The organism is Caballeronia pedi, assembly GCF_001544915.2.
GTDB lineage: Bacteria > Pseudomonadota > Gammaproteobacteria > Burkholderiales > Burkholderiaceae > Caballeronia > Caballeronia pedi.
On the sequence record NZ_FCOE02000013.1, the window covers coordinates 162,758 to 188,120 of the forward strand.

The window sequence follows — 25,363 nt, forward strand, 5'->3', positions numbered from 1 at the left end:
AGACTGGGTTAGACCATCAAACCATCGACGCCAGGCATCACGCGGTACTGCGCAAACGACTGCATCGAGCGATTGATGAATTGTGGGTCAATCAAACCGCGCGAAGCCTTGAAAAGAGCATGTTCATAGAGCGTCTTTCCAGTCATATTCGCGTTATCGAACCCGGTACGACGCTCGCCGCGCCAAACTGCGCGCGCACCGGCCCAGTCGCGCTCGGCAACCCGCTCCAGGAATTCCGGGGTTGGGCGATACAGCTCAGCAGCCAACGACGGCCGCTTGGTGCCACCTGCCACCTTGCCGTTGCGCGTGAAAAGCCCCTTCAGCCGGCAGTGTTCGCAGCCGTCATAGTTGCGGCACGCCATCGCCGAGGTATCGAGGCCAAACTTCGTGCGGAGCAGTTCGAGGTCAGCCTTGGGCATGACGTCTTCGGCCGGCAGCTTGCAGTGCTCGCAAAGCGTCGGGATCAGCTTCTGGTTGCCGACCGCATTGATGAACCCTTCGGAAGCCAGCTCGTCGATCGGCAGTTGCAGCCGTCCCCCCGCCATACGCATGACCGCTGCAATGATGTCGCCCGCGTGCAGCGAGAAACGCACCGGATGGCCGGTCAAGGCGAGTTCGGCGACTAGTCCCATCACGACGCGGTCGCGCACTTCCCCGATCGTCAGATCGTCCGGATCCTGCCGCATCAGCGTTCGAATTACCTCAGCGTACTTCCGGTTCGCTTCATCGTCCGTCTCGTCGGGCCGGCGAATGATCGAGTAGTCGGACAGCCACGGCATCGGATACTCGGACGGTTCGTTCACCGCGAACTGCTTCTTGAGTTCGCGATCCGGCAGCATGTACGAGAGCGCTCGCAGCGTCGTCGTCTTGCCCGAGCCCGTCTCGCCAGTGAGCGCCGTGATGCCGCCGCTCACATAGTTGAGCGTTTCGATCAGCTCAAGCTGGCTCTTCTCCAAGCCCATGTCTTTGGGCAGCAGCACCGAATAGTTCTTGAAGTTGCCGTCGAGCAGACGCAGCGTGACGTCATACCCGCCCACCAGCGGAGACGACTGCCAGCGCAGGTTGACCGTGTCCGTCTTGACCACCAACGGAATCATTGCCGACTGGGGCGCGGTCGGCTGGAAGCTGTTGCCCGAGTTCGTGTTGCGCTGAACGAGATCGCTGTACGCGGCAAACAAGGCGCGACGAACGATGGCCTTCGGCATGCGGCTGAACGTGTACATGTCACCGTTCACGCGAAACCGAACTTCGACCTCGTTGTGAAACTCGCGTGGCTCAAAATGAATGTCACTCGCGCCGTATGCGTGTGCGGCCTCAACAATGTCCCGGAAATTGCCGATCGCGCGGCTCGCTTCGCGGACTGTGGAGTTCGCGGACGCCGCGGCCTTACCCGAGTAGATCGCGGCGATTACGGCATCGGACGCGATCATCTCCTCGCGCACGAGGATGTCGTTCGCGCCCAGATCCTTGATGAAGGTTGCGTACTGCGCCTTCTCTGAGAATCGCGCGGTGGCCACCGTGATCGCCACACCCGGTTGAAGCTCAACGGCGACGAACTCCTTGCGGGCGGCCGCGGGAATGCGCAGCGCGGCATCGTCGTCCGCGACGGTCAGAATACGCTTGAAGTCCAGAAGGGAATCGGGCGACACGAGTTCCGGCCGCCCGGACGACAGTCCTCCGCCCTCCAACTGCTCATCGTCGTCCGCTGGCTGTTCCTGCGCTGCCGTGGTCGGCGGGGGCATGGCGTTTTTCTCGCCAGAGCCTACGGGCCGATGAGGCTCGACTTCCGGTTGCTTCTCGAACTGCAGAGGATCAACGCGCGCAGCGGATGCGGCACGCACGTCGAGCATCGCATCGCTGGCAGCGGAACTAGCGCGCTCATGAGTTTCCGACGGCGCGGTGACAACGAGCGATTCAGGCTGCGGCGAATTTTGTACGTCCGCAGCGGCTCGCACCGCTTCCGCTGTCGCGCCTAAGCTATTCACCGGCTCCCCGCGCTCCCTGGCTACCATCGAGGCAGCCATGCTCGCGTAGCTGGGTCGTTCGAAGCTGGGCGGGACGAACGGGCGAAAGGCCACATCTTCATCGGTCACATCGGCCGGAGCTTCGCACTGCTCGGGCGCAGCCTGCGTGGCAGAGTGCCAGTCATCGCCGATCTCCGTGCTCTCGACATCTTCGATGTCACCCCCCGATAGCGCGCGACCGAGAAACGTGACTTGCGGGTTCACCGCGCGCGTGCTCACGGGCGATGCTTGCGCCGCCGCCATTTCGGAAGGTCTATCTCGCCGTTTCCGTTTTCCGGCAACAGGCTCTGCGGAGACGAATTTCGGCTCCGCAGCAATGCCAAGCTCAACGAAGCTCGAGCGCGGAGCGCGAAATCGCTTCAGGAAGCCGCCGCTTGCCGTGTCCGGCGTGCCCTGCTCTTCTTGTGCGAACAGACCCATTGCTTATTTCCCAAACGGTACAAAGGTGGAAGCCGTCGATGAGACACCCCCCGGCGGAAGTGGCGATGACAGATCAGTGATCGCCCTGACGGCCGGCGAGTCCGGAATCGCGGCGGGCGCGTCAGAGGGCGCAGCGATGGTCTCTGTCCAGTGGCGCTTGCCGTCGACGAGATTGACCGTGAAGCCGTCGATGGAGGCTACGGTCCAGCCATTGAGCAACCGGCTGCCGCGCCGCGCGGTATAGGTCGTGCCTTGATAGTCATACAGAACGTAGGAGCCGGACATGTCGGAGTACGCCCCAACGAAGCTCGCGGGAATGACGCGCTTCGGCGGCGCACTGGGCCTGTGCTCCATCTTGGGCGCTGCGGGGGCGGGGGCGGCGGCGGTGACCGGTGCCCCGGTCGCGCCGAGCGGCGAAGAGAGGCCTTCGCCGCTGCCTGGTGCCGCTGATCCGCCTTGCCCACCTTGACCACCTTGCGGACCCCGCATCGAGTCGACGAGCTTTGCGCGCGCGAGCTTGTCAATGTCGTCCAGCGTGAGATGACTTTCCTGCGAAACCGCCGCGCCGGCGACGAACATGAGCGCACCGAAGCAGGCGGCCCGTGCTGGCCACTTAGTTGAGAACATAGTATTTACCCTTCGCAGTGAAATGCACCCCGGTACCGTCCTCTTTCAGTTCAACGTCGAGGGTGTCCAGTGCCATGTTGTCGGGCAGGCGCGCGAGCAGCGCGCTTTGCCACTTGTATCCGTCGATCTGCCACGTGCCACGCCGCACGAGCGGCCCCTGCACTTCGCCCGCCGTCGGTTGTCGCGCAATGAGGCGCTCGGCGGGCTTGATATCAACGACGTAACCGTGGCTATCGAGCGTGTCCGGCTTAATCGAAAGCTTTTGCGGATCGGTCTGCAAGGCCTTGATGAGTGCCTGCTGAGTCGGCCACGTCTTTTGCTGGGCGAGCGCGACACGCTCAGCGACCGTCACTTCAGGCCCACGCGCGGTCAGATGCCAACCGTCCGGGTTGAAGACGACCGGTCGCAGCGACTCCGGCGCGCGTGCGTCGAATTCCTTGAACGTGCCGCCCTGTCGCTTGTACGTTGCGATGCAGGGACCCGCGATCGTGCAAGACGCTTTTTGAAACTGCCATCCTGCGACGTTGGTTTCCTGCGCGCCGAAACTAGCCAGCAGCTTCGGTGCGAGTTGGTTCGCGAGCGGAGCAGGCGCGGCAAACGTGCGCATCACTGCGGACTGATACTCCTGCATGAACGTCGGCGGGGGCACGGGCGGCGGTGGGGGCGGATTGAGCACGTCAATCAATTGCTTGCCGCCGAAGAACACGGCAGCCAGGATGACGAGCAACGGCACCGTCGTGGGCACGGTCACCGGGACCTTCTTGATCAGCCCGACCTTGCGCGCGACAAGCAGCTCGCGAAGATCGAACGACTCATTTACCGCGTGCAATTGCGCGCCGTAACCAAGGGTCGCCAGTTCGAGCCCTGCTTTTGCGCACCCGTCCTCGATCTCGTGTCGCCGATCGGCAAGCGCATTAAGTGCTACTTCCTGATCGAGCGAGACAGCGCCACGCTGCACGAGCACCAAATGCACGCGCTCATCGTTCTGTATGAGAACGAGTACCGCCGGACGCCGACGAACGCGGTCCAACGACGCGATACGCGCCGCAGCAGAGTACAGCTTGCCACCCTTGCGGTGCGCAGGTTCAAGTTCGCAGAACCCGACGATGGTCTCGTCATTCGCCTTGTATTCGGTGTAGTGCGTCGCACCTGACTCCTCGACGTAGTGTCGGCGTTCGGCGCGAGCGCCCTTGGCGGAATAGGCGCGCCAATCCAGCCCGAATACGAGCTTCGCGCCCTTTTCTCCCGGTATGGATTCGAAGTGCATAGGGATGCTTACCTCGCGCTCACATCGACGGGACGACAGTCGCCGTCAGCATGATCACTTGGAACGTCCGGCCCTTATTCCATGCGCCCGACAAGCCGCCAATGCCGTTGTTGCTGTTGCCGTCGTAGCGATTGCTCACCGCGCCGTACAGCACGACAGTCTGTCCATCGGACAGCGCAATGGTCTGGTCGTCCTTATTGCCGAGGATGTCAGGCAACTGGATCTGCTGCAGCGTGGCGCCCGAACCCGTGCTGATAGTCGTGAACGGGCCGTTCAGCTTCGAGCTATCGCTCCAGTACGAGAGAATGATTTGATTGTGATCGTTGACCGACGGCAGAATGTTGACAAAGTCACCCACAGTCACCGATCCCGGCTGCAAGCCGGGTACGCCTGCGGAACTACCGGCGATCGAGCCAACGCTCGGCGTGGTGGCTGCTAAATAGCCTTTCGTCTCGAATGATCCGATGGACACGGGCAGGCCGTTCAAGGTCAGTTTCGTCTGGGTGTTGTCCTGTATCGTCTTTCCGAAAGCGTTGAGGCCGCTGATGATCGCGTTGGTGCCTTCCATCGGCGAGCCGGGCTTCAAGACCGACAGGCCAACGGTGCCGCCAATCGCTGTTGCCAACGAGGTAGGCGAAGCCACCGTGATCGAATAGCGCTTCAGTCCGTCCGAGATGCGGTTGAACACGATGTCCGCGCTGACGCCTGCTTGCGACGAATTGCTCAAGTCGACTTGCAGCGTACGCACGCGCAGCGCGACCTGACGCGTCGAGATCGCGTTCTCACGCGCGAGCAGCGCGCCCATGCGATCGACGGCTTCTTTGGTGTCACGAACCATCACCAAGCGGCTTTGCGGATTGACAACGACTTCGCCGAGCGGCGACTTTAGCTTTTCTAGTTCCGACTGGATGATCGCGATTTGATCGAACGTGCCATCGCGTCCGGTGGACGTGATCGACGAGAAAGATCCGGTATTGCCCGACGTGCCGCCCGTGGTACCACCGGACGCTTGGTTACCGGTTGACGTATCCGTACCCTTCGACATCGTCGACTTGATGGACACCTTGCCCGGGATCGCCGCGATCGTGAACGTCTTTGTGACGAACCGGCTGATGGAAATGGTGCTGCCATCAAACGTCCAGTCGAGGCCGAGGTTTTCGGTCATGCCGCGCAGATACTCACCGACCTTGCAGTTGCACGCCTGCGCATAGACCGGCTCGACATTCGACTTGGCCAACGCTTGCGGCTGCATCGGGGCACTCTGCCCGTTCCCGCCGTTGGTCTTCGGAATCAGCGCGTCGCGCGGAATGAACACATCCGGGCTCAGATGCACCGGATAACCGGTCGCGGTGGAGACAAGCGTGGCGATCTTCGACAGCGGGAGATTGCCGGGGAAGACAACCGACTTCTCGCGGAAGATCGCGGGCAATGTCGCTTCATACGCGACGGGCACCAACCGGTCGCCGAGGAACGCGGTCGGCACTTCTTCAACAAGCGACATCGACTCGGGGCCGTTACCCATCGCGCGGGTGGCTTCCGCGTTGGTCGCGTCATAGGCGTGGTTCACGTCGGATTGCGACACCGCGCAGCCGGTCAGCGATGCAGCCACGAGAATGGCAACGGCAGACTTGATTTTCGTGAGGCGCATGGCGTTTATTCTTGGCAGTTGGCTGCGCGTGCGACGACGCGGATAACGTTATTGGTGTGCTTGCAAACCCGCGTGGGCGTGCGCATGTGATTGGTCGCCTGCATCACTTGCGTGAGCACGGACTTGAAGTCGCCCGAGAACGTCGCGTTGAACTCGAGCGGCAAGTCGTCGTCAATCTTCCAGGCGAGTTGCCAGCCCTGCTGCTGCAGCCAGCGATCGAGCGCATTGCGCAGGTTGATGTCCTGTGGAGTGATCGAGAAAGACAGAATCCCACCGGGCATCGTTACGCCACCGCGCGACGGCACGACGACCGGGGCGACGTCCATCGCGCCAACTGGCGACAGCGCGGCGACACCGGGAAGCGCAACCGGTGCAGAACCACCGATTGCTGCCTTGAGCACGGCGGGAGTAGCACGAACGACGGGAGAACCCGGCGACGCCATCGCAATCTGAGCCACCGGGGCTTTCGCGGCAGGCGCGGAGAGGAGTTGCCAGCCGTCACCGGGCGGCGGTGCAAGTCGAGACTGATCGGGGTCCGCTGCAGCGAGACCCGACACGGTCGTGAGTGCCAGACACGCAAACAAGTAAGCCACCATGCGCGCGGTGCGATGCGTTTGAAGAGAAAAAGTAGGCGTCATGTTGGTCAGTTCGCGCGTTGCAAACGGCGGTAAATGTTGTTGGCGTAGATGAGTTGCTTATTCGAGGAAACAGCGTTGTAGGCACCGACCGCTTTCCATGTCGGACCGAACTGCTTGATGTTCGAGGCCAGGATCCAGGTCCCGACATAGGCGTTCACGCAGGCATCGAACAGGTGTTGCCGGGTGATGCCGAAGCGGCCTAGTTCTGGTAACCATGACGAGTTGATCTGCATAAGGCCTATGTCCTCGCTCCCATCGGTATTGCGGTTCGTCACATACGGGCGCATTCCGGACTCTTGCTGTGCGATGGCACGTACCACTTGAATGCTCACGCGGTGATAACGCGCGGCATCGCCAAGACAATCGGCATGCGCATGGAACGAGGCGGTAGAAAAGAGCAGCGTCGACACGCGAAGCAGTCGGCTCATGACGCGGGCCGATCGAAAAACCGCACATCGTGCTTGCGCAGCACGTTCACGACGTTGCCGTCCGCGTTGACGATGAACTGGTCGGCGGTGCCGTTGAACTTGTAATAGCGGCCCTTCTGCTCGCCCAAGCCCATGTGCGCCACGTCAGCGACCGTCACCTTGCCGACGGTGTCGGCGAACTTGAAGAACGTCGAGCCGTTTTCATCAAACACGCTTTGAAGAGCGGCCTTGTTCGCGGCGTCGAACTCATAGACGGTTCCCGCGACACGCGCGACTTCGACCCTGTCGGTGTCGTTGGAGATCGTGAAGCGCTCCGCGCGGTTGAACGTCACCACGCCAGTCGCGTCATCCCACTTCGGGCCCAGCGATTTACCGTCTTGACCGGTTACCTTCAGCGCCGCGGCGGGCTTCGCCGAGAACTTGATTTGGAGATGGCTATCGTCAACGTCACGGATCGCCAGTGCGCCAAACTTTGCCGCGAGCACGGACCCGGATGCCGCCGGCACGTCTGCATCGACATTCTTGACGATGTCTGCGATGGGGTCCGCGCCCGTTGTCACGCTCGATGACGCGGCGGCCGCAGTTGCAGCGACCTGCGATACGGGCCCGACATAGTTGACGGCGATCGACTGCGGAGCCGACCGGCGAAGTGTTACATGGTGAGAGTTGAAGTCGACGTCGGCGTACAAATCGGAAGCGGCCACCAGCCGATCGAGCGACTGCATCCAGTTCTCGCCATTACGCGTGCCGAAGCTCGTCGAAGTCGTCAAATCGATGTCTTTCTGTGCCGACCCCGTCCAACCCTGCGGCACCAGCGCCTTAACCAGTTGCGCAAGCGGCAGCGTCGCGTTCAAAGGCCGCGTACTTTCGAGGCTGCTGCGCGATCCGATGAGCGCAAGGCGGCCAGAGAAGCCAGAAAAACCAGACGGCGTGTCACTGCGCGCCTTGTCGCCAATGAAGCGATTGGCCTTCTTCCAGTAGGCGGTGGCACTCGAGCCGCCCGCCGAGTAACGGATTACCTCGGGCGTGCCCGGTACGACGATGTACGGTCCCTGGTTATGCCCACCGTCAACGCGCAGCGATTGACCGGCACGCGGTTGGAAGAAGGTGTCGCTCCCATCGTTGAAGACGAGTGCCGGTCGCTCCAGCACGTTGCCCAGGATCTCGTAGTCAAAGTCGAGCGGATCTGTGCCGGCGGCCACCGCATTGAGGGTGACCGCCGCAAGCGCGAGAGTGAGAAGAAAGAGCGTGTGCTTCATAGACCGCGTTCGATTTGAGAAAGGTGCTTCACGAAGCGCGCGAGGTATTCGCGGCCCGGGGCAGGATTGGCGCTGTGGTAATACGCGACCGCCTTCACGGCAGAGTGCGTGAGGCGATAGTTCTCGTTGAGAATGTCTTCGGCGACGCGGATATTTGTAGCCGGCGCAAGGGCGTCCCACGCACTCGCGAAGCGCTTACTGTGGTATACCCAGTTCACCTGCATCAGGCCAATATCGAAGTTCGATTGGCCGTTATTAATCAGATAGCGGACCGCGCGATATGCGTCTTCGCGAGTGCGAAAGAAGAAGCCGCGACCGGCGACATTCAACGTCCAAGGCCATGCGCGACCGTTGTATGCCGACTCATTAAGCGCGATGCCAGCCAGAATCTTCGGATCGACGGACGTGTGCATCGCGTCGAACGGCGCCTGCGCCGATGCGCACGACCATCCCCCACGCCGCTCCGTGATGCTCGCTTGAGCGTCATCGGTCAGCGTCGCGGGGCGCAGCCATCCCGCCTTCACGAACAGGCTTTCGAGGCTAATAGGCGATCCGTCGATATTGATCGCAATACCGCCAGCCGTGGCCTCGACCGTTTGACCGTCGAACCGGTTAGCCCACGCCAGAAACGGCTTCAGCCCACATGCGTAGACCGGCTCGCCGGGCAGTTCGACGATTGCGCGCATCGTGCCGTCATCGAGCACGATGCGCGTGGGGCTGATGATCGAATCGATGGTCGCCGCGTGTGCGCCGAACGCAATTGCAGACAGACAGGCTACCGCCCATGCCTTATTCATGGTACGGCTCCATGACGATGTCCTGCGTCACTTGCACCAGGAACTTCTGGCCCGGTTCGACGGTGATGGTCGGCGGGATATTCTGGTTGCGCTGCATGACGGTCTGGGCCGTCGCGGCCGCAACCTGCCCCGCCGTGTCACCATAAGTAGTGACGCCGTTCGGCGTCGCGGTCGTCGCCGTCTGAGAGCTGCTGTCGAACGCCTTCAGCAGAATCGCCGTAATGAAGCCCGCGCCGAAGATCTTCAGGAAGTGGTTGTTCACATCGCCCGAGAACCCGGCGTAGCCGTTCTGATCGGCACCCTGCATGCCGTTGAGCGGCACGCTCTTGCCGTTGGGCAGACGCAGACTCGTCGAAGCAACGAGCAGACGCTCTTGGCCGACTTTGACGTCCGCGCTGTACATACCATTGATGAACGCGCCTTTTGGGATCATCAAACAGTCGCCGCGCAGGCTGTCATAGATGTCCTCGTCCACCATCAACGACACGCGACCCGGCTTGTCCGAGTTCAGCCCCTCGACCGTCTTGACGTGAACGACGTGCGGAGGCGTCAACGTGCAACCCGTCGACCGGCCATTGAAGGTCGTGCGTTCGATGCCGCCTTGCGACGCCGCATCGCGCAGGAAGGCGCGGTCGCGATCTTCGGGCGCTTGGCCCTGCTTGGCCAAGGCGAGCGCCATCGCATCAGGTGTGTTAGCTCCCGCAGCGTTCCGAGCAGCTCGTACCTCATCCAACGACGGGACGCCAGCGGGCAGTACGCCGGTCGCTTGGTTCGCCGAACGCGACGCGCCGGCCTGTTTGAAGATAGACGACGTATAGATCGCGTCTTGCGCCGCTTGGCGGGAAAGCTCGCGCGTGTCAGTGCCCGAGCCTTTGACTTCTTCCTGGAAGTCAGCGCCGGTCAGCATCGGCTTGACGGCGGGCTTCAGAGCCGCTGCTTCAGAAGCTGCGCGCGCAGCAGCCTCCGACGCCGCTGCGTCGCGCTGCTGACGGATCATCTGGTCGATGTCGTTGTTGTTCGCAGCAGCCGGCGCTTCCGTACTCGACTTAAGCGCGGTCGCCTTCTTGATGCGAGCGTCCTCGTCGGCCTTGTTCGTCGCCTGCAGCTCATAGTAGAAGCCCAGGCCACCGATGACGACTGCAGCAAGAATGCCGATGCTCATGATCGCATTACGTGGCGTCTTGCCTTTGACGAGTGCTTCTTGCTCCGCGCTGGGCGTAGCCGAGTCGGATTTCTTCGCCACGATCAGAACACTCCGAACAAGCGGCGGCGGCCCCGCGTCACCGTGATTTCGTCCTTGCCAGAACGCAGGACGATCTCGTTGGCCAGGCGCTGAAGAACGAGGAAGTCGCCACGGCGGATAAAGTTGGCAACGACGCGATCGCCGTGGTCGAGAATGAACGGAACCGGCCACTCCTGGGCTTTGGCCGGCATGCGCATCCAGACCGCATGGCCGTCATCAAAAACCGTTTCCGGAGTGAATTCCGCGCGGCCGTCTACGCTGTAATCCCAGTTCAGCTTGTCGGGCGCGACGCTGATGCTTCCCGAGTCCGCACCACCCCGACCGCCGTTCGTCGGTGCGTCGTCGCGTGCACTGACGCGCGCCATCGGAGCACGAGGGTATTGGAAGCGCACGGTCTGATAGAACATGCCGCCCGCCGGCGAGGCGATGAGCGTGAAGTCGTACTCGCGCAGGTTCGTCGTCAGGTGCAACGTGTTGACCAAATCAGCCTTGTGCGGCTTGATGAACACATGGTTCATCTTGTCGTCGTCGATTTCCCACTGGACGCTATCGCCCATCGCCGGGTCCGCAATCAGCTTTTCGCCCTTCTCCAGCTCGATCGTCGTTAGCTTCAGCGGTGCAGTCAGCACGCGATAGATCTGGTCGCGGCTGTACGGGAACACGCCGATGCGCGCATCACCCGGCATCGTCAGAGGATCGGCCCCGCCGTTAAATGGATTGACCGGGCTCATCGGGTCGCCAGCCACCATCGCCGCATTGAATGCCGAGTCGCTAGATGCTTTCTTAGCCTCTGCGGCCGGAGCAAACAACGCTGCACACGCAGCGAGGATGCACATGCCGATGACCGGCCGTTTGTTGAAAATGGTTGCGGTCATGCTTATGCAGTCCGCTCGAGGCGGAAGAACGGAATGAAGATGCCGAACGGATTCGTGGTAAGCGCCTGTTCGGCCGTCGGTGCAACGATCTGATAGCGCAGGGTCAGCGCATAAGACTTCACGTCGGGCTTGCCCGTCGCGCCAGCTTGCGAGGTAGTCGTCGTGAATTCGACGAGCACGGTCGAGTCTTCGAGCAACGCGATGTTGCGCACGTCGACTTCGCGAATCAGTTTTGGGTTTGCGGTTATCTGCTGGAACGGTGCGTCGGCCTTCAGCCAGTCGCGGAATTGACCGGTCGCGGCCCCGATCATTTGCGCCTTCACCGAGTTGATGTTGGCGGTCATGCGAGAGGTTTCGAGACGGTCCGAAAGCACTGGCTCGATGGTGAACCAACGAACCGCCATATCTTTGACTGTCGTCCGAACGGCTTGGGAGTCAGGCTTGTACGTGACAAGCTCGGTGACGATCGGATGACCCCCGGTGTCGGCGGACACGCCGACAACGCGAGTAACCGAGGGCGGAGGTTGCCGCGTCCAGACAGCACCGGCGGCGATGAAAGCCAATCCGAACGAAATCAGCATCCAGCGGTTAGCTTCGAGCGTGAGCCTCGTACTCGTCTCGAAAATCACCTTGCTTGGATCTTCTTCGGCGTATGAGCCGGGGGCCGTGGACAGCGCGGCCCGACGCTTGTTCTTGAAAAGACGCATGGCAACCCTTTGGAATGGTCACCATTGAAACAGCGTGCGCGTGCTCCTTTTCGGCGGAAAGGCGGCTAGTTTGGGCGTCTTTGTACGTTCCGACATCCGCGATGTGTGCGTGGACTCAACATCGGGCGCGAGGAATTATCATGATAATTGTCGAACCGCGAAAAGAGGCACAAATTTGTGCCTCTTTCTACAAGCCCGGAGTGCTATGCCGTGATAGACCGGCATGAGTTGCATCAAAGATGCGTAAGGCCGATGACAAACGTTGCCACCGACCTGGGTTCTCGGTCTTATCACGTTATGGGCGTTCCGCTTAGCAGATGACGGTCGCTGTCACTCGCATGCACGCGAACCAGTGTTAGTACGGTCGCTCATAGGTGAATGCTATGCCGTGACTAACCGCATCAACGGTGACGAAAGGATAGTTTGACCGCATCGTGCAGAACGCGGCGAGCCGCGCAATTGGGATCCAGAGGACGATCGGCAAAGAAAAATTGATTCGGAACGCAAGGTCGCTTCACGACAGGCCCAAGCGTCGCACGACGGATGAACTGTTAAATGCACTGCGGGGGCACGGGACTATTCGGACATGTCTTTGAAGATGCGCGCAACACCGACAAGCATTAGCTTTGAGATGACTCTCGACGTCGAAAATGCGGAGCAATTGCTAATTGACGATGACGAGGTGAAAGGGCACTTCGAAGCGATTTTGATGTTGTCGCCGCAGCGAGAGAAACTAAAGAAGTGACAATGGCAGGCGTCCAAGCCCAGTTCATGCGCAGATCGCCGGCGCTCTGCGCGCGCGCCTTTGGCCGATAAGCACGCCATTCAAGCCCGAAGGCGAGCTTCGCGCCCTTCTCTCCCGGAATCGATTCAAAGTGCATTCTTGTAGTTACCTCGTGCTCACATCGACGGGACGACGGTGGCGGTGAGCATGGTCACCTAGAAAGTCCGGCCCTTGTTTCAGTTGCCGGACATACCGGCAAGGCCGTTGTTGCTCGAGCCGTCATAACGATTCGACACCTCACCAGAGAGGACTACCGTCTGACCATCCGACGCGCGGTCGACTGATCGTCGTTGCTACGAAGAATGCCGGGCAACTGGATCTGCTGCAGTGCGGCCCCAGAGCCGGTGCTGATCGAGGTGAACGGTCCGTTGAGCTTCGAGGCATCGGTCCAGTACGACAGGATGACCTGGTCGTGGTTGTTGGCCGACGGCAGTATGTTCACGATGCGGTGCGCGCGCTATTTTTTTTTGAAAGACGGTGAGTGTCGTGCGCCGTTGCACTGCCGGCTTCCCGCAAAGGAAGTCGCAACCACCTGCTACGGCAACGCTATCCGGACTTACGCGTGGGTGGCGAGGGTTGTCTCTCGGTATCCGTCAGCACACTGCTCTCGAACTGGAGACATCTCAGGAAGTTAGTCGAGTGGATGATGGAGGAAGGTATCGCCGCGTTCAGCGCGCTCCCACCGGAGCAAGCGGTCCGTTCGGGAATGAACCACAAAAACGTATAGCTTTCGGTGATCTGGCAACGCCCATTCCTATGTACCGTCACGGCCGTGATCGATCTCTCCGGCGAAAGTGTGCCGAAAAAGTGGCGACGACTATCCGGCGGACTTTTTAACTGCTCGTTCACGTAACAAAATCAATGACTTGGATAGCCGCGCGACTTCATGCAACGCTACCCGGATCGCGTTGTCCGTTATGTTTCATCGGTGAACAGGAGGTTGAGGCGCTGACGCTGGACCGTGGAACGTTCAGACATTGGTTCAGCCGAGGGGCGGGGACTTCCACGAGATACGTCGCTGGGCCGCTTTCACAGGTAAGCGGCTGGACCTGGTGAATAAGGTGAGGGCGAAGCGACTCTTGAGAGTTTACTTGAAGTTAACCACGTTAACGAATATGCTCCGTCTGAAGCAAATCACCCCTTTTTTTGATGTCTACATCTAATTTTGGGGTGATTACCCAAAACTCAGGGGAAATTAATGCCCGATAGCGACGTCCTCATTTCGAAGGCGCTAGCGGTCGATGACGCGCCGACGTCGATCGCGGATCTTCTTTCCATCAAGGAGCGCAGCCAACGCGCGTTCAGTCACCGACGCGAAATGCTGCTGGAGCCGTATCCGCGGAAAAAAGCACCGGTCTTCACTTCAAGCGACATTATTTCATTGTGCAACTTGTCGCGCGATCAATTCAAGTACCTTACGAAGAAAGGAGAGCTTCCCCTCGGGCATCAGCTGCAAAACAAGCGCAATAAAGAATACTCGCTGGCGGATGCCATCGCCTGGGTGCGCGGCACAACCAAGCGCGCCGTACGACCCGAAGGTATGCGCGGTCGGGTCATTGCGGTGGCGAACTTCAAGGGCGGAGTTGCTAAGACATCTACCGCCGTAGCGCTGGGCCAAGCGCTATCGCTGGCCGGTCGCCGAGTGCTGGTGATCGACTGCGATCCGCAAGGGTCGGCTACCCAGTTGTGCGGCTACGCGCCCGATGCTGAGATCGAAGAAAAGCACACGATCCTACCGTTGATCTACCGCGAACACCCCACGCTCGATTACGCGATCAAGGAAACGTATTGGCAAAACATGGACCTGATCCCGGCGTCGACGATGCTGTTCGATGCGGAATTTGAGATCCCGAAACAGATCGCCGACGCGTTGGAGAAACGGGTTCATTTTAAGTGGTGGGACATCCTGCGTGTGGGGCTCGAGCCGGTCGCTCAAAAGTACGACGCGATCATTGTCGATACCCCGCCGTCCCTAAGCTACATCACGCTCAACGCCTTAGTGGCTGCTGATGCGATCCTCATGCCCTGCCCGCCCGAGGGTCTCGACTTCGCGAGCTCCACGCAATTCTGGGATCTGGCAGCGGAGACGCTGTCCGGCGTTCCGGGTTTCGAGGAATCGAAGAATTACGACTTCGTAAGCATTCTGCTCACGAAAGCGCGCAATACGGACCTGTCGCGCAAAGTCCGCCAGTGGCTGGCCGATGCCTATGGCGAACGGCTATTGCCCTTCGTGGTGCCGGAGTCGTCAGTTCAGGCCACAGTGGCCGCAGGCCTCTGTACGATCTATGACACGACGAAGTCGGACTGGAGTAGCGGCACCTACGCGCGGATTCGCGAACCGCTGGATCAGCTAACCGAGTTCGTGAACTCGCATCTTGAACGTGCTTGGAAACGGGAGGCTCGCAGTGAGTCGGTTTAAAGATCGGTTGTTTGAAAAGATGACAGTACCGGAGACGGCACCACCGACAGCCTCCAGCGCATCGCCTCCTGCCATTGCTGCGGAAGAGCCCAGGACTTCGCCGGGACGTCTGCTCAATGCCCAGAATCGGATCATCGAATCCGACTCGAAGCGCATCGAAGCGGAAAGCAAACTGACGGACGCCCTCGCGCGCATCAAAGATCTGCAGGCCACAAAGGCAACGGGCGAGGCCTTAGAGTTGCCGGTCGATAGGCTCCACGAGATTCCTGGCCGCCGGCGGTTTATGGCGTCCGAGAAATACGCGGAGCTGCGTGAGAATTTGCGACATAACAAACTGGTGCACCCGGTCGTGGTCTTGGCTCGGGAAGACGGCGAGTGGGACATCTGGTCGGGTCACCATCGCTGGGATGCGCACAAAGATCTGGGCAGGACGACGATCCGGGCAGTGTTGGGTACGGCCGAGGATGAGAACGAGGCGCGTGACGGCGCGTTCTTCGCCAACCTCATGCAATCCGATCTGACAGACTACGAAAAGTACATCGGTCTTAAGCGATTCCAAGAAGGACACGCGGAGCTTACCCAGACTGAAGTCGCCGATCGCACTGGGTTAAGCAAGCAGTTCGTGAGCGAACTCTATGCCTTTGACCGCCTTCCGGCTGAAGCTTTGGCAATCATCGAGCAGAACAAGGCAATGATCGGTAGCACCGCAGTCAAAGAACTCGCCAGCATTTCGGAGGCCGGGAAGGGTCAGCGCGTTACCGAGGCAATCAAACTTCTTGCCGAGAAGAAACTCGACCAAGGGCAGACGGTGAAATACGCGCGGGTTGCGGAAACACCTGTGCGCCCGACTGCCAAGCCCGAGACATTCAAGATTAAAGCGGGAAAGTCTACGTGGTGCGATGTGCGGCGCGTAAAGAACGTGATGCGGCTTGAATTTAAGGACGAGGCCGAAGCAGCCGAAGCTCAAGAAGCGATCCGGCAGCACTTGGAGCGATTTGCGCAGTCTCGCGTCGCAGAGAAAGTATAAGTCTTTGATTTTATTGCTGTCGTGAAACCCGACAGTTTCTACCGGAGCTACGAGATGTAGGCGGCTTACAAAAAACAAAAGCCTTCGGCGCCAACCGAAGGCTTTTGAATGAGGGCTTGGCTGGAAACCGTACCCCGCGACACTCCCCGACTGGAAATCGGAAAGAGCCTCAACACCTCGGAGTGTAGCGCAAGGCGGCAGTCAGTCAAGCAAAACCGATCCATTTCTTAAAAATGGGCGACTGACATGTGCATCGCGCTCGCACCCTGTGCAGCTGGCGAGGGTGACTCTCACCCTCAAAAAATCGAACCGCTCTTCACGGACACCACAAACTTGCCTTGGGTCATTTTGCGCGCCGTACATCGCGCTGCACGACTTGATGGTGTCTCGACGCGAGCGCGTGCTGTGCTTGCAGCATTGGCCCGCACTGTCGACGCCGCCAAGCCTTTTGGCGAGATCTACGCTCGCCGCACGCTGCTTAGCGAACGCGCGATGCAATCTGAACGGACCTTCTACCGTAGCCTCGCCGATCTTGATTCCGCGGGTTTGATCGATCGTGCCCCTCAGCGTCGCTATGTCGAAGCGGGCCTGTTTGGACGCGCGTATCTGTACCTGACGCAGAAAGCTGCCGTGCTGCTTGGCTTGATCGAGGAGCCCACGGTGCAGTCAATGTCCACCGACTTAGCGCAGGCTTCATCCACGAAGGTCAAACGTTTTGAGCCGCCGCATGCCAATGTGGCAGACGGTGCTAATACTAAGGATCTAAGCCCAATAACTTTTCAAAAGAGACAGCCGGGCCAAGTTCCTCAGGACCTCCAGCGCCTGCGGTCCCTGGGTTTCTTGGATTTCTTGATTTTCAAACTCATGCGCGAAGCCCGCGAAGCGGGCAAGCGACTGTCGGACGTCGTGGAAGTCTGCTGGCAGCACTTGCGCCATGCAAAGCGCCCCATCAATTATCTGCGCGCGCTGCTCACAAGCCCAACGGACTTCGGCCACCAGATGCGAGCCAAAGCCGCGGCACTCGCTGAAGCGCAGGCCGTAGAGGCCGCCCGTCTCGAAGCTGAAGCCACCGTGAAGGCGTTGGACGGCCGCTCGTTCGTTGATGTGTTGCGCCAGACGCGTTATACCGTCACCGATCACGGCACCACCTTGACGGTCCGTAGCATTGACGGGGTTACTCGACAGGCGGCTGCGCAGTGGTCCCAAGGCTTTATCCGAGCACTTCGAGGAGGACAAATTTCGGAAGAAAAGCTTTCAAACATTACTGCCGTTGCTACGAGTGGAGATCATCGCCATCTCAACACCGAAGGGCGATTAGCTACGTCCCCGCGAGCGCTTACTGTATCTGCGGCCGAGCACCTCACTAAGCTTCGTGCGCTATGTCGGCGGGCGTGAAACTGTCGGAGTTTGAATCTCATCGGCATGCATGCCTTGCCATACCGGTCCCAGGGCCGGAAACTGAGGAATTGTTTCACGCTCTTACGACGGGTGAAAAGTGACTGCGGAGGATGCGTGACAGGCTCCAGCGCCGGCTCTGATGGCTGGACGACGTCGTAACCCCTAGCGAGGAACGTAATGGGTCTACGCGGCCGTCGCGCGCGAGCGCGGCGACGGACTCCACCGCCGTTTGGCTCCCTTCCGGCGCGGTCGAGAGGGAGGGCGCGCCCACGACTTACTTCGGGGCTCTCCCATCTCGCTTCTCCCCCTACAACGTCGGCTCAATTCCGGGCATGCACGGGATTCTCAGCGTTTTTTTTCGACGGCCCGTGGCGAAAAAGGGGACGCACGCTTTCCTTCAAGCCTGATAAGTCGTGTTATCGGGGGACCGGCACCGCCGACCTTGGAGGGCAACTGCGACCATCACGAAGATCTCCCATGCCAGGGCCCTCTACCGAACCGAACGTGGTTGCGCGCGCGCCGTCGCGGCATCAAGATAGCGTCCGGCGCACGCGAGGGCGGCGTCGTTTTCAACTTTCAAGGTCAAACTAAAATGGCAACTGGTACGGTCAAGTGGTTCAAGGACGACAAGGGTTTCGGCTTCATCACGCCTGATGGGGGCGGTGAGGATCTGTTCGCCCATTTCTCGGAAATCCGCGCGGAAGGGTTTAAATCCCTCAAGGAAGGGCAGAAGGTGACCTTTGACGAGAAGATGGGGCCGAAGGGCAAGCAGGCGGCGAACATCAAGCCGGTGTGACGTGTGGCGTCCCTCGCGATCGAGCGATCGCTGGGGCGTCGACAGGACTGGCAGAAGCGGGAAAGTACGGCGCTACAAGGAGGCGCCTTGCGTCGTCGGTCGGAACACATTGCGGGCGCGGAAACCAAGCCACCCCGCCAAGAAAAATCGCATGTTCTGACCCGATTTTCGTGAAACATAAGGTCGATTTTTATTAAGCGATATAACTTATTGTTTATTAACGATAATGTGTTCAGGAAGCTGGAATCGCTTGTTGTGTTTCACGGGATCCATGTTTCCCGGCTAGGCGAAACGGACCGTCAATGTATCTGCCTCCACGATGTGAGCACTCGTCTGCCCTTTCGTATCAATTTCGTCCTGTTTCGTATCGATAGATACGTTCTCTCCTTGCCAGCGGTCGAATAGGCACCCGCGTGGGCGCTGCCGGCTGCCGGGAATGGCTGCAGATGAGACATCTGGCTTCCTCGGGAAGCACGCAAGGAGTTGGACCGCATCCTTGATTTGCTGCGACGCAGCAATTCGTGCTACAATTTTAGGCAGTGCTCACCTTGCACTGACTCTTCAAGCGCCATTTCATCCGGCCCGCTCGTGTAACGGGCCGCGTCCCACGCTCGTTGCGAGATCACAAGTCGCGTCCGCCTTCAGCCCTTGAATGTCAGTGACGCGCCGGCCGTGATGTTCCCGGCCGCCGGACTCGCCGTCGCCGAGCACACCTGCCAACGAGAGTGCATGACAAGCTTTGATCGTGAGGTTTACGGGTCCGCGACAACCGCGTTCGTGCCTAAGGCCCTAGGCCGACGCGGGCCAAAGGCCAAGGCTGCTGCACTTTTGCTGCCGATGGACACAGTGTCCTCGGCACTGCGGGACGAAGAGCGGCAACGCCAGATGCGCGCGCTGATCCAGTTGGGCAAGGCGCGCGGCTATCTGACTCACGCAGAAATCAACGATCACTTGCCCGACAACTTCGCGCAGACCGCAGCCATCGAAACCATCGTCAGCACCTTTAACGACATGGGCGTGACGGTCTATGAGCAGACGCCGGATGCTGAGACGCTGCTGTTGAACGACGTTACGCCGGCCGCCATGTCGGACGATCAGACTGACGAGGAAGCAGGAGTCACCCTCGCAACGGTGGATTCTGAATTCGGCCGCACCACCGATCCCGTGCGTATGTACATGCGTGAAATGGGCGGGACGGAGTTGCTGACGCGCGCGGGTGAAGTCAAGATTGCGAAACGCATCGAAGACGGCCTTCACGAAATGATCCACGCGATTGCGGCCTGTCCGGCGACGGTCTCCACGATCCTTTCGAGTGTCGAGCAAATTGAGGGCGGTGAACTGCGGATTGACGAATTGGTTGACGGTCTCCATGAAGACGCCGCGCCGGCCGATGCGGGGGACTCGGACTCATCTGATTCGGCTGAGCTCACCGCGGACGCCGCCGATGGGGATGACGGCAATGACGGCAATGAGGAGAAAGGAGACGAAGAGGGCGATGAGCTTGTCGACGAATGCGGCGGGAACGAGCAACAGGATTCCGCGAAGGCAGACAAGGCCCGTCTGAAACAGCTCACGAACGACAGCCTCGCCATTTTTGCGCGCGTACGCGAGTTGTTCGCTCAACTTCCGCGCGCCGACGCGACCCGACGCGCGGACGGGGTCGCCTTCGCACACGTGTGTGAGGCGATGCAGCGCGAACTGGCGCCCATTCGCTTTACGGCGCGAACTAGCGATCGGCTGTGCGCGGATGTGCAGCAGCAGGTCGCGCAGGTACGCGCGATCGAGCGCCGCGTTTTGCAGATTGCCGTCGACCGGTGCGGGTTGCCCCGTGAGAAGTTTGTCGAGTCCTTTCCGGGACATGAAACCGATCTCGGCTGGACCGAACGCATGGCGATGGCGTCGAACAAATATGGCGCCGCGCTCGAGCGCAGTCTGCCGGCGATTCAGGCGGAGCAGGGAAAGCTGATCGAGATCGAAGCCGCCGTCGCTCTATCGTTGCAGCAACTGAAGAAAATCAACCGGCAGATGATGGCGGCCGAGTCGAAGATGCGGGAGGCCAAGGGCGAGATGATCGAGGCCAACCTGCGCCTGGTGATCTCTATCGCGAAGAAGTACGTGAACCGCGGCATGCACTTCCTGGATCTGATTCAGGAAGGCAATATCGGCCTGATGAAAGCCGTCGACAAATTCGAGTATCGACGCGGCTGGAAATTTTCCACCTACGCGACATGGTGGGTGCGGCAAGCGGTGACGCGTTCGCTTGCCGATCAGGCGCGCACGATTCGCGTGCCGGTGCATATGATCGAATCGATCAACAAGCTCAATCGGATTTCCCGCGAGATTCTGCAACAGACCGGTCAGGAGGCGCACCCTGCAGTACTCGCAGAGCGTATGGAATTGACCGAGGAGAAGGTTCGCGGCATGTTGAAGGTCGCCAAGCAACCGGTGTCACTCGAGATGCCGGTGGGCGAGGACGCGGATGCGACGCTTGGCGACATGATCGAAGATCCGAAGGCGGCGTCACCCGCGGACGCGGCCGTGCAAGCCAACCTGCGCGATGCCATCGACGAGGCGCTCGATGCGCTGTCGCCGCGTGAAGCGAAGGTACTGAGGATGCGTTTCGGCATCGATACCGCGTCCGACTTCACGCTTGAAGAGTTGGGTAAGCAATTCGACGTGACGCGCGAGCGGATCCGGCAGATCGAAAGCAAGGCGTTGCGAAAACTGATGCACCCGAGTCGGGCAGACAAGCTCCGGCAATTTCTTGATCACTGAGTGCTTGATCATTGCGTCACAGTCCCGCTTCGATGCCAGATCGATGCGACAACTCGAACACCAGTGAGCGCCGTGCCGGCAAGCGGCGCGAGCCTGATCGGACTCGCACGCACCTTTGCTGTATCGTCGCTCAAAAGATCACGGGCCGGTCGCTCTCGCTAAGAACTGCTCGCCAGACCCAGCATCGCAGCACGATGGCTGTCTGCAGTGGCCTTGGCGTTACAGCAATATGGCTTGCTGCAAAAGCTCCAGCGCTTTCAACTCGTCCAATCGACCCGTGCGTGCCTTGCCCGCTAGCGTCTTGATCAAGGCCTCCGCGATGGGTTGGATACCCTGAAGATTGTCTAGGCTGGTCACGGAAGTGGAAGGGAGGGGTGAGGCTTTTCGCTCGGGTGGGGTGGAGGCGGGTGGCGCCTCAATCGTTACCGGTGCGATTGGTGAGGCGGGCGGGACACGCTGGTCGCTCTCGTCAAGCGAGTAGTCAGCCAGCTCGTCAGGAGCAGCACTGACCTGATCTACCGACCTGGCGGCGATCGTCTCTTCACCTCTCTGGACATTTGCTGAAGTCAAGCTTTGCGCATCACCCAGGCCATCGAGATGAGGGCCACCCGGGCGCGCCTTCACTGCGGCACGCTTCCTCTGCACGCTGTTCTGAAATGCGATACAAAGAGCGGGTTCTTGTGCCGGACATCGCCGAAGACGACGGAATGTATGCCATCAAGCTCGTCATTTGCTCGCTCGAAGGCACACAATATACGTCCTTGGCGATTCTCCCTGTCCAATCGAAGCACTACGCTTCGCCTTTCGGTACGGTATGGCACAAATCGATCGCCAACCGCTCCCCGCGCCGGAATGGACAGCAGCAGAGTGGCACGACCGTTCCCGGCTCCTTGTCCGATGCGGTCGCGTTGCGTTCCCGGATCATGACAGGCCACTTTAGTACCGCGTTGAGATGCACTTCTCGGTGGCTTGCAGCAACTCGCAGACAAGCTTTGGGCCAGGGCAACCCGTTTCGCGTCGCAAAGGAGCAAGAATCAAGTGTTGACGGACGAAGGTGCCGACGACGCCGAAGTCATTGTTCGCCCGTCCGCGCGTGGTGGCTGGCAAGTCGAAGTTCCGACCTCGGAAGGAATGCACGTCACGGCCGTGGATAGCGAGCGAGAGGCGCTTGCGCTCGCGCATTCCCTGCGTCCTCACGCTGAAGTGCGCATCCTCCCCGCCGCAGAGTCAGCAGAGACGTTGCGCAACGAGCTTCGTCCCGACCACGGAAGGATTCGCTCGGAGTGAGGCCGCCGCGGCAAGCGGATTCGGTCTGAGAACCCTCTCCCGTTTTGAACGAGAAGACCTCCTACAAAATACGGCGAGCTTGCTCTGCACGCTGGAACGCGCCAGCGGCCGACGTCCTCGCGAGCGTCCGTCGTCGAGACGATTCGCATCTACCGCTCACGTCACGCCCCCTTACAATAATGCGTCTCAAAGCTCGGAAATTCCGACCTATCCGACGGGTCGGGGGTGACAACGATCCGCGGAGGGCACCATGCTTGAACTTTCCGGTAACGCTGAGCTCGTCGTCGTCGAGGTAGACACACAAAAGGAAGAGCACCTCAAGTTGACCGCCAAAGACTTCCATCAGGGAAAACGCTCCATGCTGGACGACGACGTGATGCGCGAGGACGAAGACGGCGAATACGTTGCGGATGTGAGTGTTCCGGGGTACGACTTCAGGCTCGTCGCAACACCCCCGAACTATCTTGAAATCGAAGACGATCCGGACGAACTTTGTATTGAAATTACTGAGAACAACATCGAATTCATTGAGCCATCGGAGGACGAAGACAATATCGAAGATTGAGGAAGTCTTGAGAGGTCTGCGCATCACGCCGCTGAGGTCACGGACTTACGCCATCTGCGTGAAGACATCAAGCGAATTCGGAGCGAAGCGCCCACGGACTTTCGCGATGCAAATGAGATGAGCTCCGATCGCCACGGAGGTGAGTCAGGCGCTCACGATGAGCCACACTGGTATCGCCGGCGCCGAAGACGCACCCCAACCGCAGCGTTGCGTATCGAGCTGTCCGGCCATCGCCGATGATTCGGGTCGGGCGAACGGGTTACTTTGCGGCCTCGCGGCGACGGAGATGGGTGGAACAGCATCGCGTATCCTTCGCCTGCAGGCACAGATTGGAGAAGAGAATGAGGACGCTAAGAATCGACCAGCTCCGACCGACCCAGATGACGCATGGCCTGCGCGAAGTCCGCCAAAAGATCAAAGCCTACAGAAAGCTCAAAGGTCACGACTTGGAAATGGCCATCGCGGAGAAGCCCGTTCCCATCGTGTACGGCCCGGATCAAGCGCCGTACGTGATCGACCATCACCACGTTGCCGCCGCCCTTTGGCAGGCAAAAGTAAAGCGTGTGCCGTTCGTTCTCTTCAAAGACCTCTCGCACCTTTCGATGGCAGAGTTCTGGCTCACGCTGGAAAACAATCGCTGGACGTATCCATACAACGCTCTGGGTCAGCGGGTGACTTTCCTGGATATGCCGCAACACGTCTGGGACCTTGAAAACGATGAATTTCGTAGCCTGTCTGCATCGGTGCGTGACGCTGGAGGCTACGAGAAAACCTCGGTTCCTCTTGAGGAATTCCGATGGGCCGATTTTTTTCGACGTCATCTTCCGTCACCGCACAGCGATGCGGAGTTCGATTCGCTTGTCAAAAAGGCGGTCGAACTAGCGAAGAGCCGGGCCGCCTTGGGCCTTCCCGGGTATCTGGGGCCGACTGACGATCAGTTGTCGGCTTTCGTTAAGGCCTGACCCAGATCCACGATCGAACGCGCGGTAGCCGCGCTTGCCGGAGGGAAGAAAGATGAGCTTGCTGCTAACCATATTTGGCGAAGGACGGGACCTCGACCCCCTTCAAATGTCCGCGCGTGCCGTTGCGGTCTTCTTCAGTGGCCTGGTCTTCATTCGCATTGCCGGACGGCGTTCGTTTGGACAGCGCTCGCCGTTCGACTACGTGGTCGCAATATTATTGGGCGCGACCTTGAGCCGCGTCATCGTTGGTGCTTCACCCGCCATTCCAACGGTGGCGGCTTCCTTCGTGATTGTTTTGGTCCACCGTATCGTCGCTTGGGCGTGCGTCTTTTCGCCGAAGCTGGAGAAGGCTGATCGTCGGGGCAGAGAGGGAAGTCTTCAGAGATGGCAAGTTCGACGATAAACAAATGTCGGCTGCCCTCATCACAAAGACCGACGTGTTCGAGACAGCGAGGCAAGAACTGCATACAACCGAACTTGAAGACGTGAAGGCGGCCATTCTCGAACGCAACGGACAGGTGAGCCTGATACGCAAGTCGAACATGGGGCGGGCGCCTAAGAAATGATTGGCTGATAGGCATGTACGGCTGAAAGCCAATGCGCGTTCGAGTCGTTAGCCGATTATGTCTGCGGACGGTGGCCCGGCGGGCGGGCCGAGACGAATTGGATGTCGTCGAGCGTTGCGCTGAGACATTGTAGGGTCGAGAAAATGACGTGCTTAAGGCAATATTGTTTAAGTCACCGCTGGTGCGCGTCTAGCGTGATAGAGCGAACAAGAGACCTACGCGTAGTCCGGGATTGCCGCGCGAGTTTAGCGCGGCAATCGACTATGTCGAAACGACCATGAAGGATAGCTTGAAGAGCGACGTTTGACGACCTTCCTCCTAGGGTCATTGCCTCGCCGGCCGCTATTGTTTCTTCGCGGAATCGACTTTCGCTTCAGCCGCCTTTTTGTTGGCGTCGTTCTGAGCCTCGACTTTTTTCTCGTCGGCCTTCGCTTGCGCTACGTTCGCATCGTTCGCGGCATCGCGCTTCTTCTTGTCGGCCTTCGTCTGCGCCTCCTGCATCTTTTTATTTGCCTTGGTTTGCGCTTTCGCCGCATCATTGCGCGCGCCGGACGCCTCCGCGGGCGTGGTCGCCTTGGCGCCTTTGGCGGCCTTCTTGTCGGCGTCGGCCTGGGCAGACGCTTTGTCTTCGTCCGCTGTGGCCTGTGCCTTCGCGGCATCGCTCTGTGCTTCGGCCTTCTTCTTGTTCGCTGTAGCCTGCGCTTCCATCTTCTCGCTGTTGGCCTTCATCTGAGCTTTTTGCGAATCGTCAGCGGCCGCTGCGATTTGTCCGAACGCTGTAGCAGCAAGCAATGCGGATGCAATAGCAGCTGTGACCTTGTTCATGATCAGAATCTCCTGAATTTCTATTG

At 59.8% G+C, this 25,363-nt stretch carries 23 protein-coding genes and 1 pseudogene; 10 read left to right on the forward strand and 14 right to left on the reverse strand.

Annotation, left to right across the window (positions count from 1 at the left end):
- Nucleotides 1-8 precede the first annotated feature (8 nt).
- From AWB80_RS20900 to AWB80_RS20950, 11 genes are read right to left on the reverse strand one after another with little or no spacing between them, the layout of a single operon-like run.
- Nucleotides 9-2,444, reverse strand: coding sequence for a GspE/PulE family protein (locus tag AWB80_RS20900; RefSeq protein ID WP_167390467.1), 2,436 nt, complete (start codon nt 2,442-2,444; stop codon nt 9-11).
- 3 nt (nt 2,445-2,447) lie between these two features.
- Nucleotides 2,448-3,023, reverse strand: coding sequence for a hypothetical protein (locus AWB80_RS20905; RefSeq protein WP_061176552.1), 576 nt, complete (start codon nt 3,021-3,023; stop codon nt 2,448-2,450).
- 34 nt (nt 3,024-3,057) lie between these two features.
- Nucleotides 3,058-4,338 carry a hypothetical protein gene (locus AWB80_RS20910; RefSeq protein WP_061176553.1) on the reverse strand — a complete coding sequence of 427 codons (1,281 nt, stop codon included), beginning with the start codon at nt 4,336-4,338 and terminating at the stop codon, nt 3,058-3,060.
- Between the two features lie 19 nt (nt 4,339-4,357).
- Nucleotides 4,358-5,986 (reverse strand): hypothetical protein, encoded by a 1,629-nt coding sequence (locus tag AWB80_RS20915; protein WP_061176554.1) that lies wholly within the window; start codon nt 5,984-5,986, stop codon nt 4,358-4,360.
- Between the two features lie 5 nt (nt 5,987-5,991).
- Complete coding sequence (locus tag AWB80_RS20920; protein WP_061176555.1) at nt 5,992-6,624, reverse strand: toxin co-regulated pilus biosynthesis Q family protein; 633 nt, start codon at nt 6,622-6,624, stop codon at nt 5,992-5,994.
- 5 nt (nt 6,625-6,629) lie between these two features.
- On the reverse strand, nt 6,630-7,052 hold the full coding sequence (locus tag AWB80_RS20925; RefSeq protein ID WP_087131469.1) for a lytic transglycosylase domain-containing protein: 423 nt from the start codon (nt 7,050-7,052) through the stop codon (nt 6,630-6,632).
- The gene (locus tag AWB80_RS20930) at nt 7,049-8,311 is read right to left on the reverse strand and encodes a TrbG/VirB9 family P-type conjugative transfer protein (RefSeq protein WP_061176556.1); all 1,263 of its coding nucleotides are present in this window, start codon (nt 8,309-8,311) and stop codon (nt 7,049-7,051) included. Before AWB80_RS20930 ends, AWB80_RS20925 begins: the two co-directional genes overlap by 4 nt.
- Nucleotides 8,308-9,108 (reverse strand): transglycosylase SLT domain-containing protein, encoded by an 801-nt coding sequence (locus AWB80_RS20935; RefSeq protein ID WP_061176557.1) that lies wholly within the window; start codon nt 9,106-9,108, stop codon nt 8,308-8,310. The genes AWB80_RS20930 and AWB80_RS20935 overlap by 4 nt, the downstream gene beginning before the upstream one ends.
- Nucleotides 9,101-10,351: a TraB/TrbI/VirB10 family type IV secretion system protein gene (locus AWB80_RS20940; RefSeq protein WP_061176558.1), complete on the reverse strand. Its 1,251-nt coding sequence runs from the start codon at nt 10,349-10,351 to the stop codon at nt 9,101-9,103. The genes AWB80_RS20935 and AWB80_RS20940 overlap by 8 nt, the downstream gene beginning before the upstream one ends.
- Before the next feature lie 2 nt (nt 10,352-10,353).
- Complete coding sequence (locus AWB80_RS20945) at nt 10,354-11,226, reverse strand: TrbG/VirB9 family P-type conjugative transfer protein (RefSeq protein ID WP_061176559.1); 873 nt, start codon at nt 11,224-11,226, stop codon at nt 10,354-10,356.
- A 2-nt stretch (nt 11,227-11,228) separates the two neighbouring features.
- Nucleotides 11,229-11,933 (reverse strand): VirB8 family type IV secretion system protein, encoded by a 705-nt coding sequence (locus AWB80_RS20950; protein ID WP_061176560.1) that lies wholly within the window; start codon nt 11,931-11,933, stop codon nt 11,229-11,231.
- 586 nt (nt 11,934-12,519) lie between these two features.
- On the opposite strand from AWB80_RS20950, the gene AWB80_RS44060 reads away from it, so the two are divergent.
- Nucleotides 12,520-12,678: a hypothetical protein gene (locus tag AWB80_RS44060; RefSeq protein WP_160147467.1), complete on the forward strand. Its 159-nt coding sequence runs from the start codon at nt 12,520-12,522 to the stop codon at nt 12,676-12,678.
- Nucleotides 12,679-12,967: 289 nt separating this feature from the next.
- Here AWB80_RS44060 and AWB80_RS20955 read toward each other — a convergent pair whose 3' ends face one another.
- The gene (locus AWB80_RS20955; RefSeq protein ID WP_061176561.1) at nt 12,968-13,159 is read right to left on the reverse strand and encodes a hypothetical protein; all 192 of its coding nucleotides are present in this window, start codon (nt 13,157-13,159) and stop codon (nt 12,968-12,970) included.
- Nucleotides 13,160-13,915: 756 nt separating this feature from the next.
- Between AWB80_RS20955 and AWB80_RS20965 the strand changes: the two genes are divergently transcribed.
- The 5 genes from AWB80_RS20965 (at nt 13,916) to rpoD (ending at nt 21,132) form a co-directional block, all read left to right on the forward strand.
- Complete coding sequence (locus AWB80_RS20965) at nt 13,916-15,136, forward strand: ParA family protein (RefSeq protein ID WP_061176563.1); 1,221 nt, start codon at nt 13,916-13,918, stop codon at nt 15,134-15,136.
- Entirely contained in the window at nt 15,123-16,163 is a 1,041-nt protein-coding gene (locus tag AWB80_RS20970; protein ID WP_244206633.1) for a ParB/RepB/Spo0J family partition protein, read from the forward strand. Before AWB80_RS20965 ends, AWB80_RS20970 begins: the two co-directional genes overlap by 14 nt.
- A gap of 246 nt (nt 16,164-16,409) precedes the next feature.
- The gene (locus AWB80_RS20975) at nt 16,410-17,558 is read left to right on the forward strand and encodes a hypothetical protein (RefSeq protein ID WP_061176564.1); all 1,149 of its coding nucleotides are present in this window, start codon (nt 16,410-16,412) and stop codon (nt 17,556-17,558) included.
- Between the two features lie 595 nt (nt 17,559-18,153).
- Nucleotides 18,154-18,357 (forward strand): cold-shock protein, encoded by a 204-nt coding sequence (locus tag AWB80_RS20980; protein WP_061176565.1) that lies wholly within the window; start codon nt 18,154-18,156, stop codon nt 18,355-18,357.
- 729 nt (nt 18,358-19,086) lie between these two features.
- A complete protein-coding gene (gene rpoD / locus AWB80_RS20985) occupies nt 19,087-21,132 on the forward strand; it encodes an RNA polymerase sigma factor RpoD (protein ID WP_061176608.1) in 2,046 nt (681 codons plus the stop codon).
- A 219-nt stretch (nt 21,133-21,351) separates the two neighbouring features.
- On the opposite strand, the gene AWB80_RS20990 is transcribed toward rpoD, so the two are convergent.
- The gene (locus AWB80_RS20990) at nt 21,352-21,756 is read right to left on the reverse strand and encodes a hypothetical protein (protein ID WP_143328104.1); all 405 of its coding nucleotides are present in this window, start codon (nt 21,754-21,756) and stop codon (nt 21,352-21,354) included.
- A gap of 414 nt (nt 21,757-22,170) precedes the next feature.
- On the opposite strand from AWB80_RS20990, the gene AWB80_RS20995 reads away from it, so the two are divergent.
- The 4 genes and pseudogenes from AWB80_RS20995 (at nt 22,171) to AWB80_RS21010 (ending at nt 24,512) form a co-directional block, all read left to right on the forward strand.
- On the forward strand, nt 22,171-22,419 hold the full coding sequence (locus AWB80_RS20995) for a hypothetical protein (RefSeq protein WP_143328105.1): 249 nt from the start codon (nt 22,171-22,173) through the stop codon (nt 22,417-22,419).
- 250 nt (nt 22,420-22,669) lie between these two features.
- On the forward strand, nt 22,670-22,984 hold the full coding sequence (locus tag AWB80_RS21000) for a hypothetical protein (protein ID WP_061176568.1): 315 nt from the start codon (nt 22,670-22,672) through the stop codon (nt 22,982-22,984).
- Between the two features lie 341 nt (nt 22,985-23,325).
- Nucleotides 23,326-23,946: a ParB-like protein gene (locus tag AWB80_RS21005; protein ID WP_061176569.1), complete on the forward strand. Its 621-nt coding sequence runs from the start codon at nt 23,326-23,328 to the stop codon at nt 23,944-23,946.
- 52 nt (nt 23,947-23,998) lie between these two features.
- A pseudogene (locus tag AWB80_RS21010) lies at nt 23,999-24,512 on the forward strand (DUF421 domain-containing protein).
- A 342-nt stretch (nt 24,513-24,854) separates the two neighbouring features.
- Here the strand turns inward: AWB80_RS21010 and AWB80_RS21015 are convergent.
- On the reverse strand, nt 24,855-25,337 hold the full coding sequence (locus AWB80_RS21015) for a hypothetical protein (protein WP_061176570.1): 483 nt from the start codon (nt 25,335-25,337) through the stop codon (nt 24,855-24,857).
- Nucleotides 25,338-25,363 lie beyond the last annotated feature (26 nt).

Excerpts from the sequence above, each read along its gene's own strand:
- AWB80_RS20900 (WP_167390467.1), bottom strand. The coding sequence starts at position 2,444 with ATGGGTCTGTTCGCACAAGAAGAGCAGGGCACGCCGGACACGGCAAGC.
- AWB80_RS20905 (WP_061176552.1), bottom strand. The coding sequence starts at position 3,023 with ATGTTCGTCGCCGGCGCGGCGGTTTCGCAGGAAAGTCATCTCACGCTG.
- AWB80_RS20910 (WP_061176553.1), bottom strand. The coding sequence starts at position 4,338 with ATGCACTTCGAATCCATACCGGGAGAAAAGGGCGCGAAGCTCGTATTC.
- AWB80_RS20915 (WP_061176554.1), bottom strand. The coding sequence starts at position 5,986 with ATGCGCCTCACGAAAATCAAGTCTGCCGTTGCCATTCTCGTGGCTGCA.
- AWB80_RS20920 (WP_061176555.1), bottom strand. The coding sequence starts at position 6,624 with ATGACGCCTACTTTTTCTCTTCAAACGCATCGCACCGCGCGCATGGTG.
- AWB80_RS20925 (WP_087131469.1), bottom strand. The coding sequence starts at position 7,052 with ATGAGCCGACTGCTTCGCGTGTCGACGCTGCTCTTTTCTACCGCCTCG.
- AWB80_RS20930 (WP_061176556.1), bottom strand. The coding sequence starts at position 8,311 with ATGAAGCACACGCTCTTTCTTCTCACTCTCGCGCTTGCGGCGGTCACC.
- AWB80_RS20935 (WP_061176557.1), bottom strand. The coding sequence starts at position 9,108 with ATGAATAAGGCATGGGCGGTAGCCTGTCTGTCTGCAATTGCGTTCGGC.
- AWB80_RS20945 (WP_061176559.1), bottom strand. The coding sequence starts at position 11,226 with ATGACCGCAACCATTTTCAACAAACGGCCGGTCATCGGCATGTGCATC.
- AWB80_RS20950 (WP_061176560.1), bottom strand. The coding sequence starts at position 11,933 with ATGCGTCTTTTCAAGAACAAGCGTCGGGCCGCGCTGTCCACGGCCCCC.
- AWB80_RS44060 (WP_160147467.1), top strand. The coding sequence starts at position 12,520 with ATGTCTTTGAAGATGCGCGCAACACCGACAAGCATTAGCTTTGAGATG.
- AWB80_RS20965 (WP_061176563.1), top strand. The coding sequence starts at position 13,916 with ATGCCCGATAGCGACGTCCTCATTTCGAAGGCGCTAGCGGTCGATGAC.
- AWB80_RS20975 (WP_061176564.1), top strand. The coding sequence starts at position 16,410 with ATGTGCATCGCGCTCGCACCCTGTGCAGCTGGCGAGGGTGACTCTCAC.
- AWB80_RS20980 (WP_061176565.1), top strand. The coding sequence starts at position 18,154 with ATGGCAACTGGTACGGTCAAGTGGTTCAAGGACGACAAGGGTTTCGGC.
- rpoD (WP_061176608.1), top strand. The coding sequence starts at position 19,087 with ATGACAAGCTTTGATCGTGAGGTTTACGGGTCCGCGACAACCGCGTTC.
- AWB80_RS21000 (WP_061176568.1), top strand. The coding sequence starts at position 22,670 with ATGCTTGAACTTTCCGGTAACGCTGAGCTCGTCGTCGTCGAGGTAGAC.
- AWB80_RS21005 (WP_061176569.1), top strand. The coding sequence starts at position 23,326 with ATGAGGACGCTAAGAATCGACCAGCTCCGACCGACCCAGATGACGCAT.
- AWB80_RS21015 (WP_061176570.1), bottom strand. The coding sequence starts at position 25,337 with ATGAACAAGGTCACAGCTGCTATTGCATCCGCATTGCTTGCTGCTACA.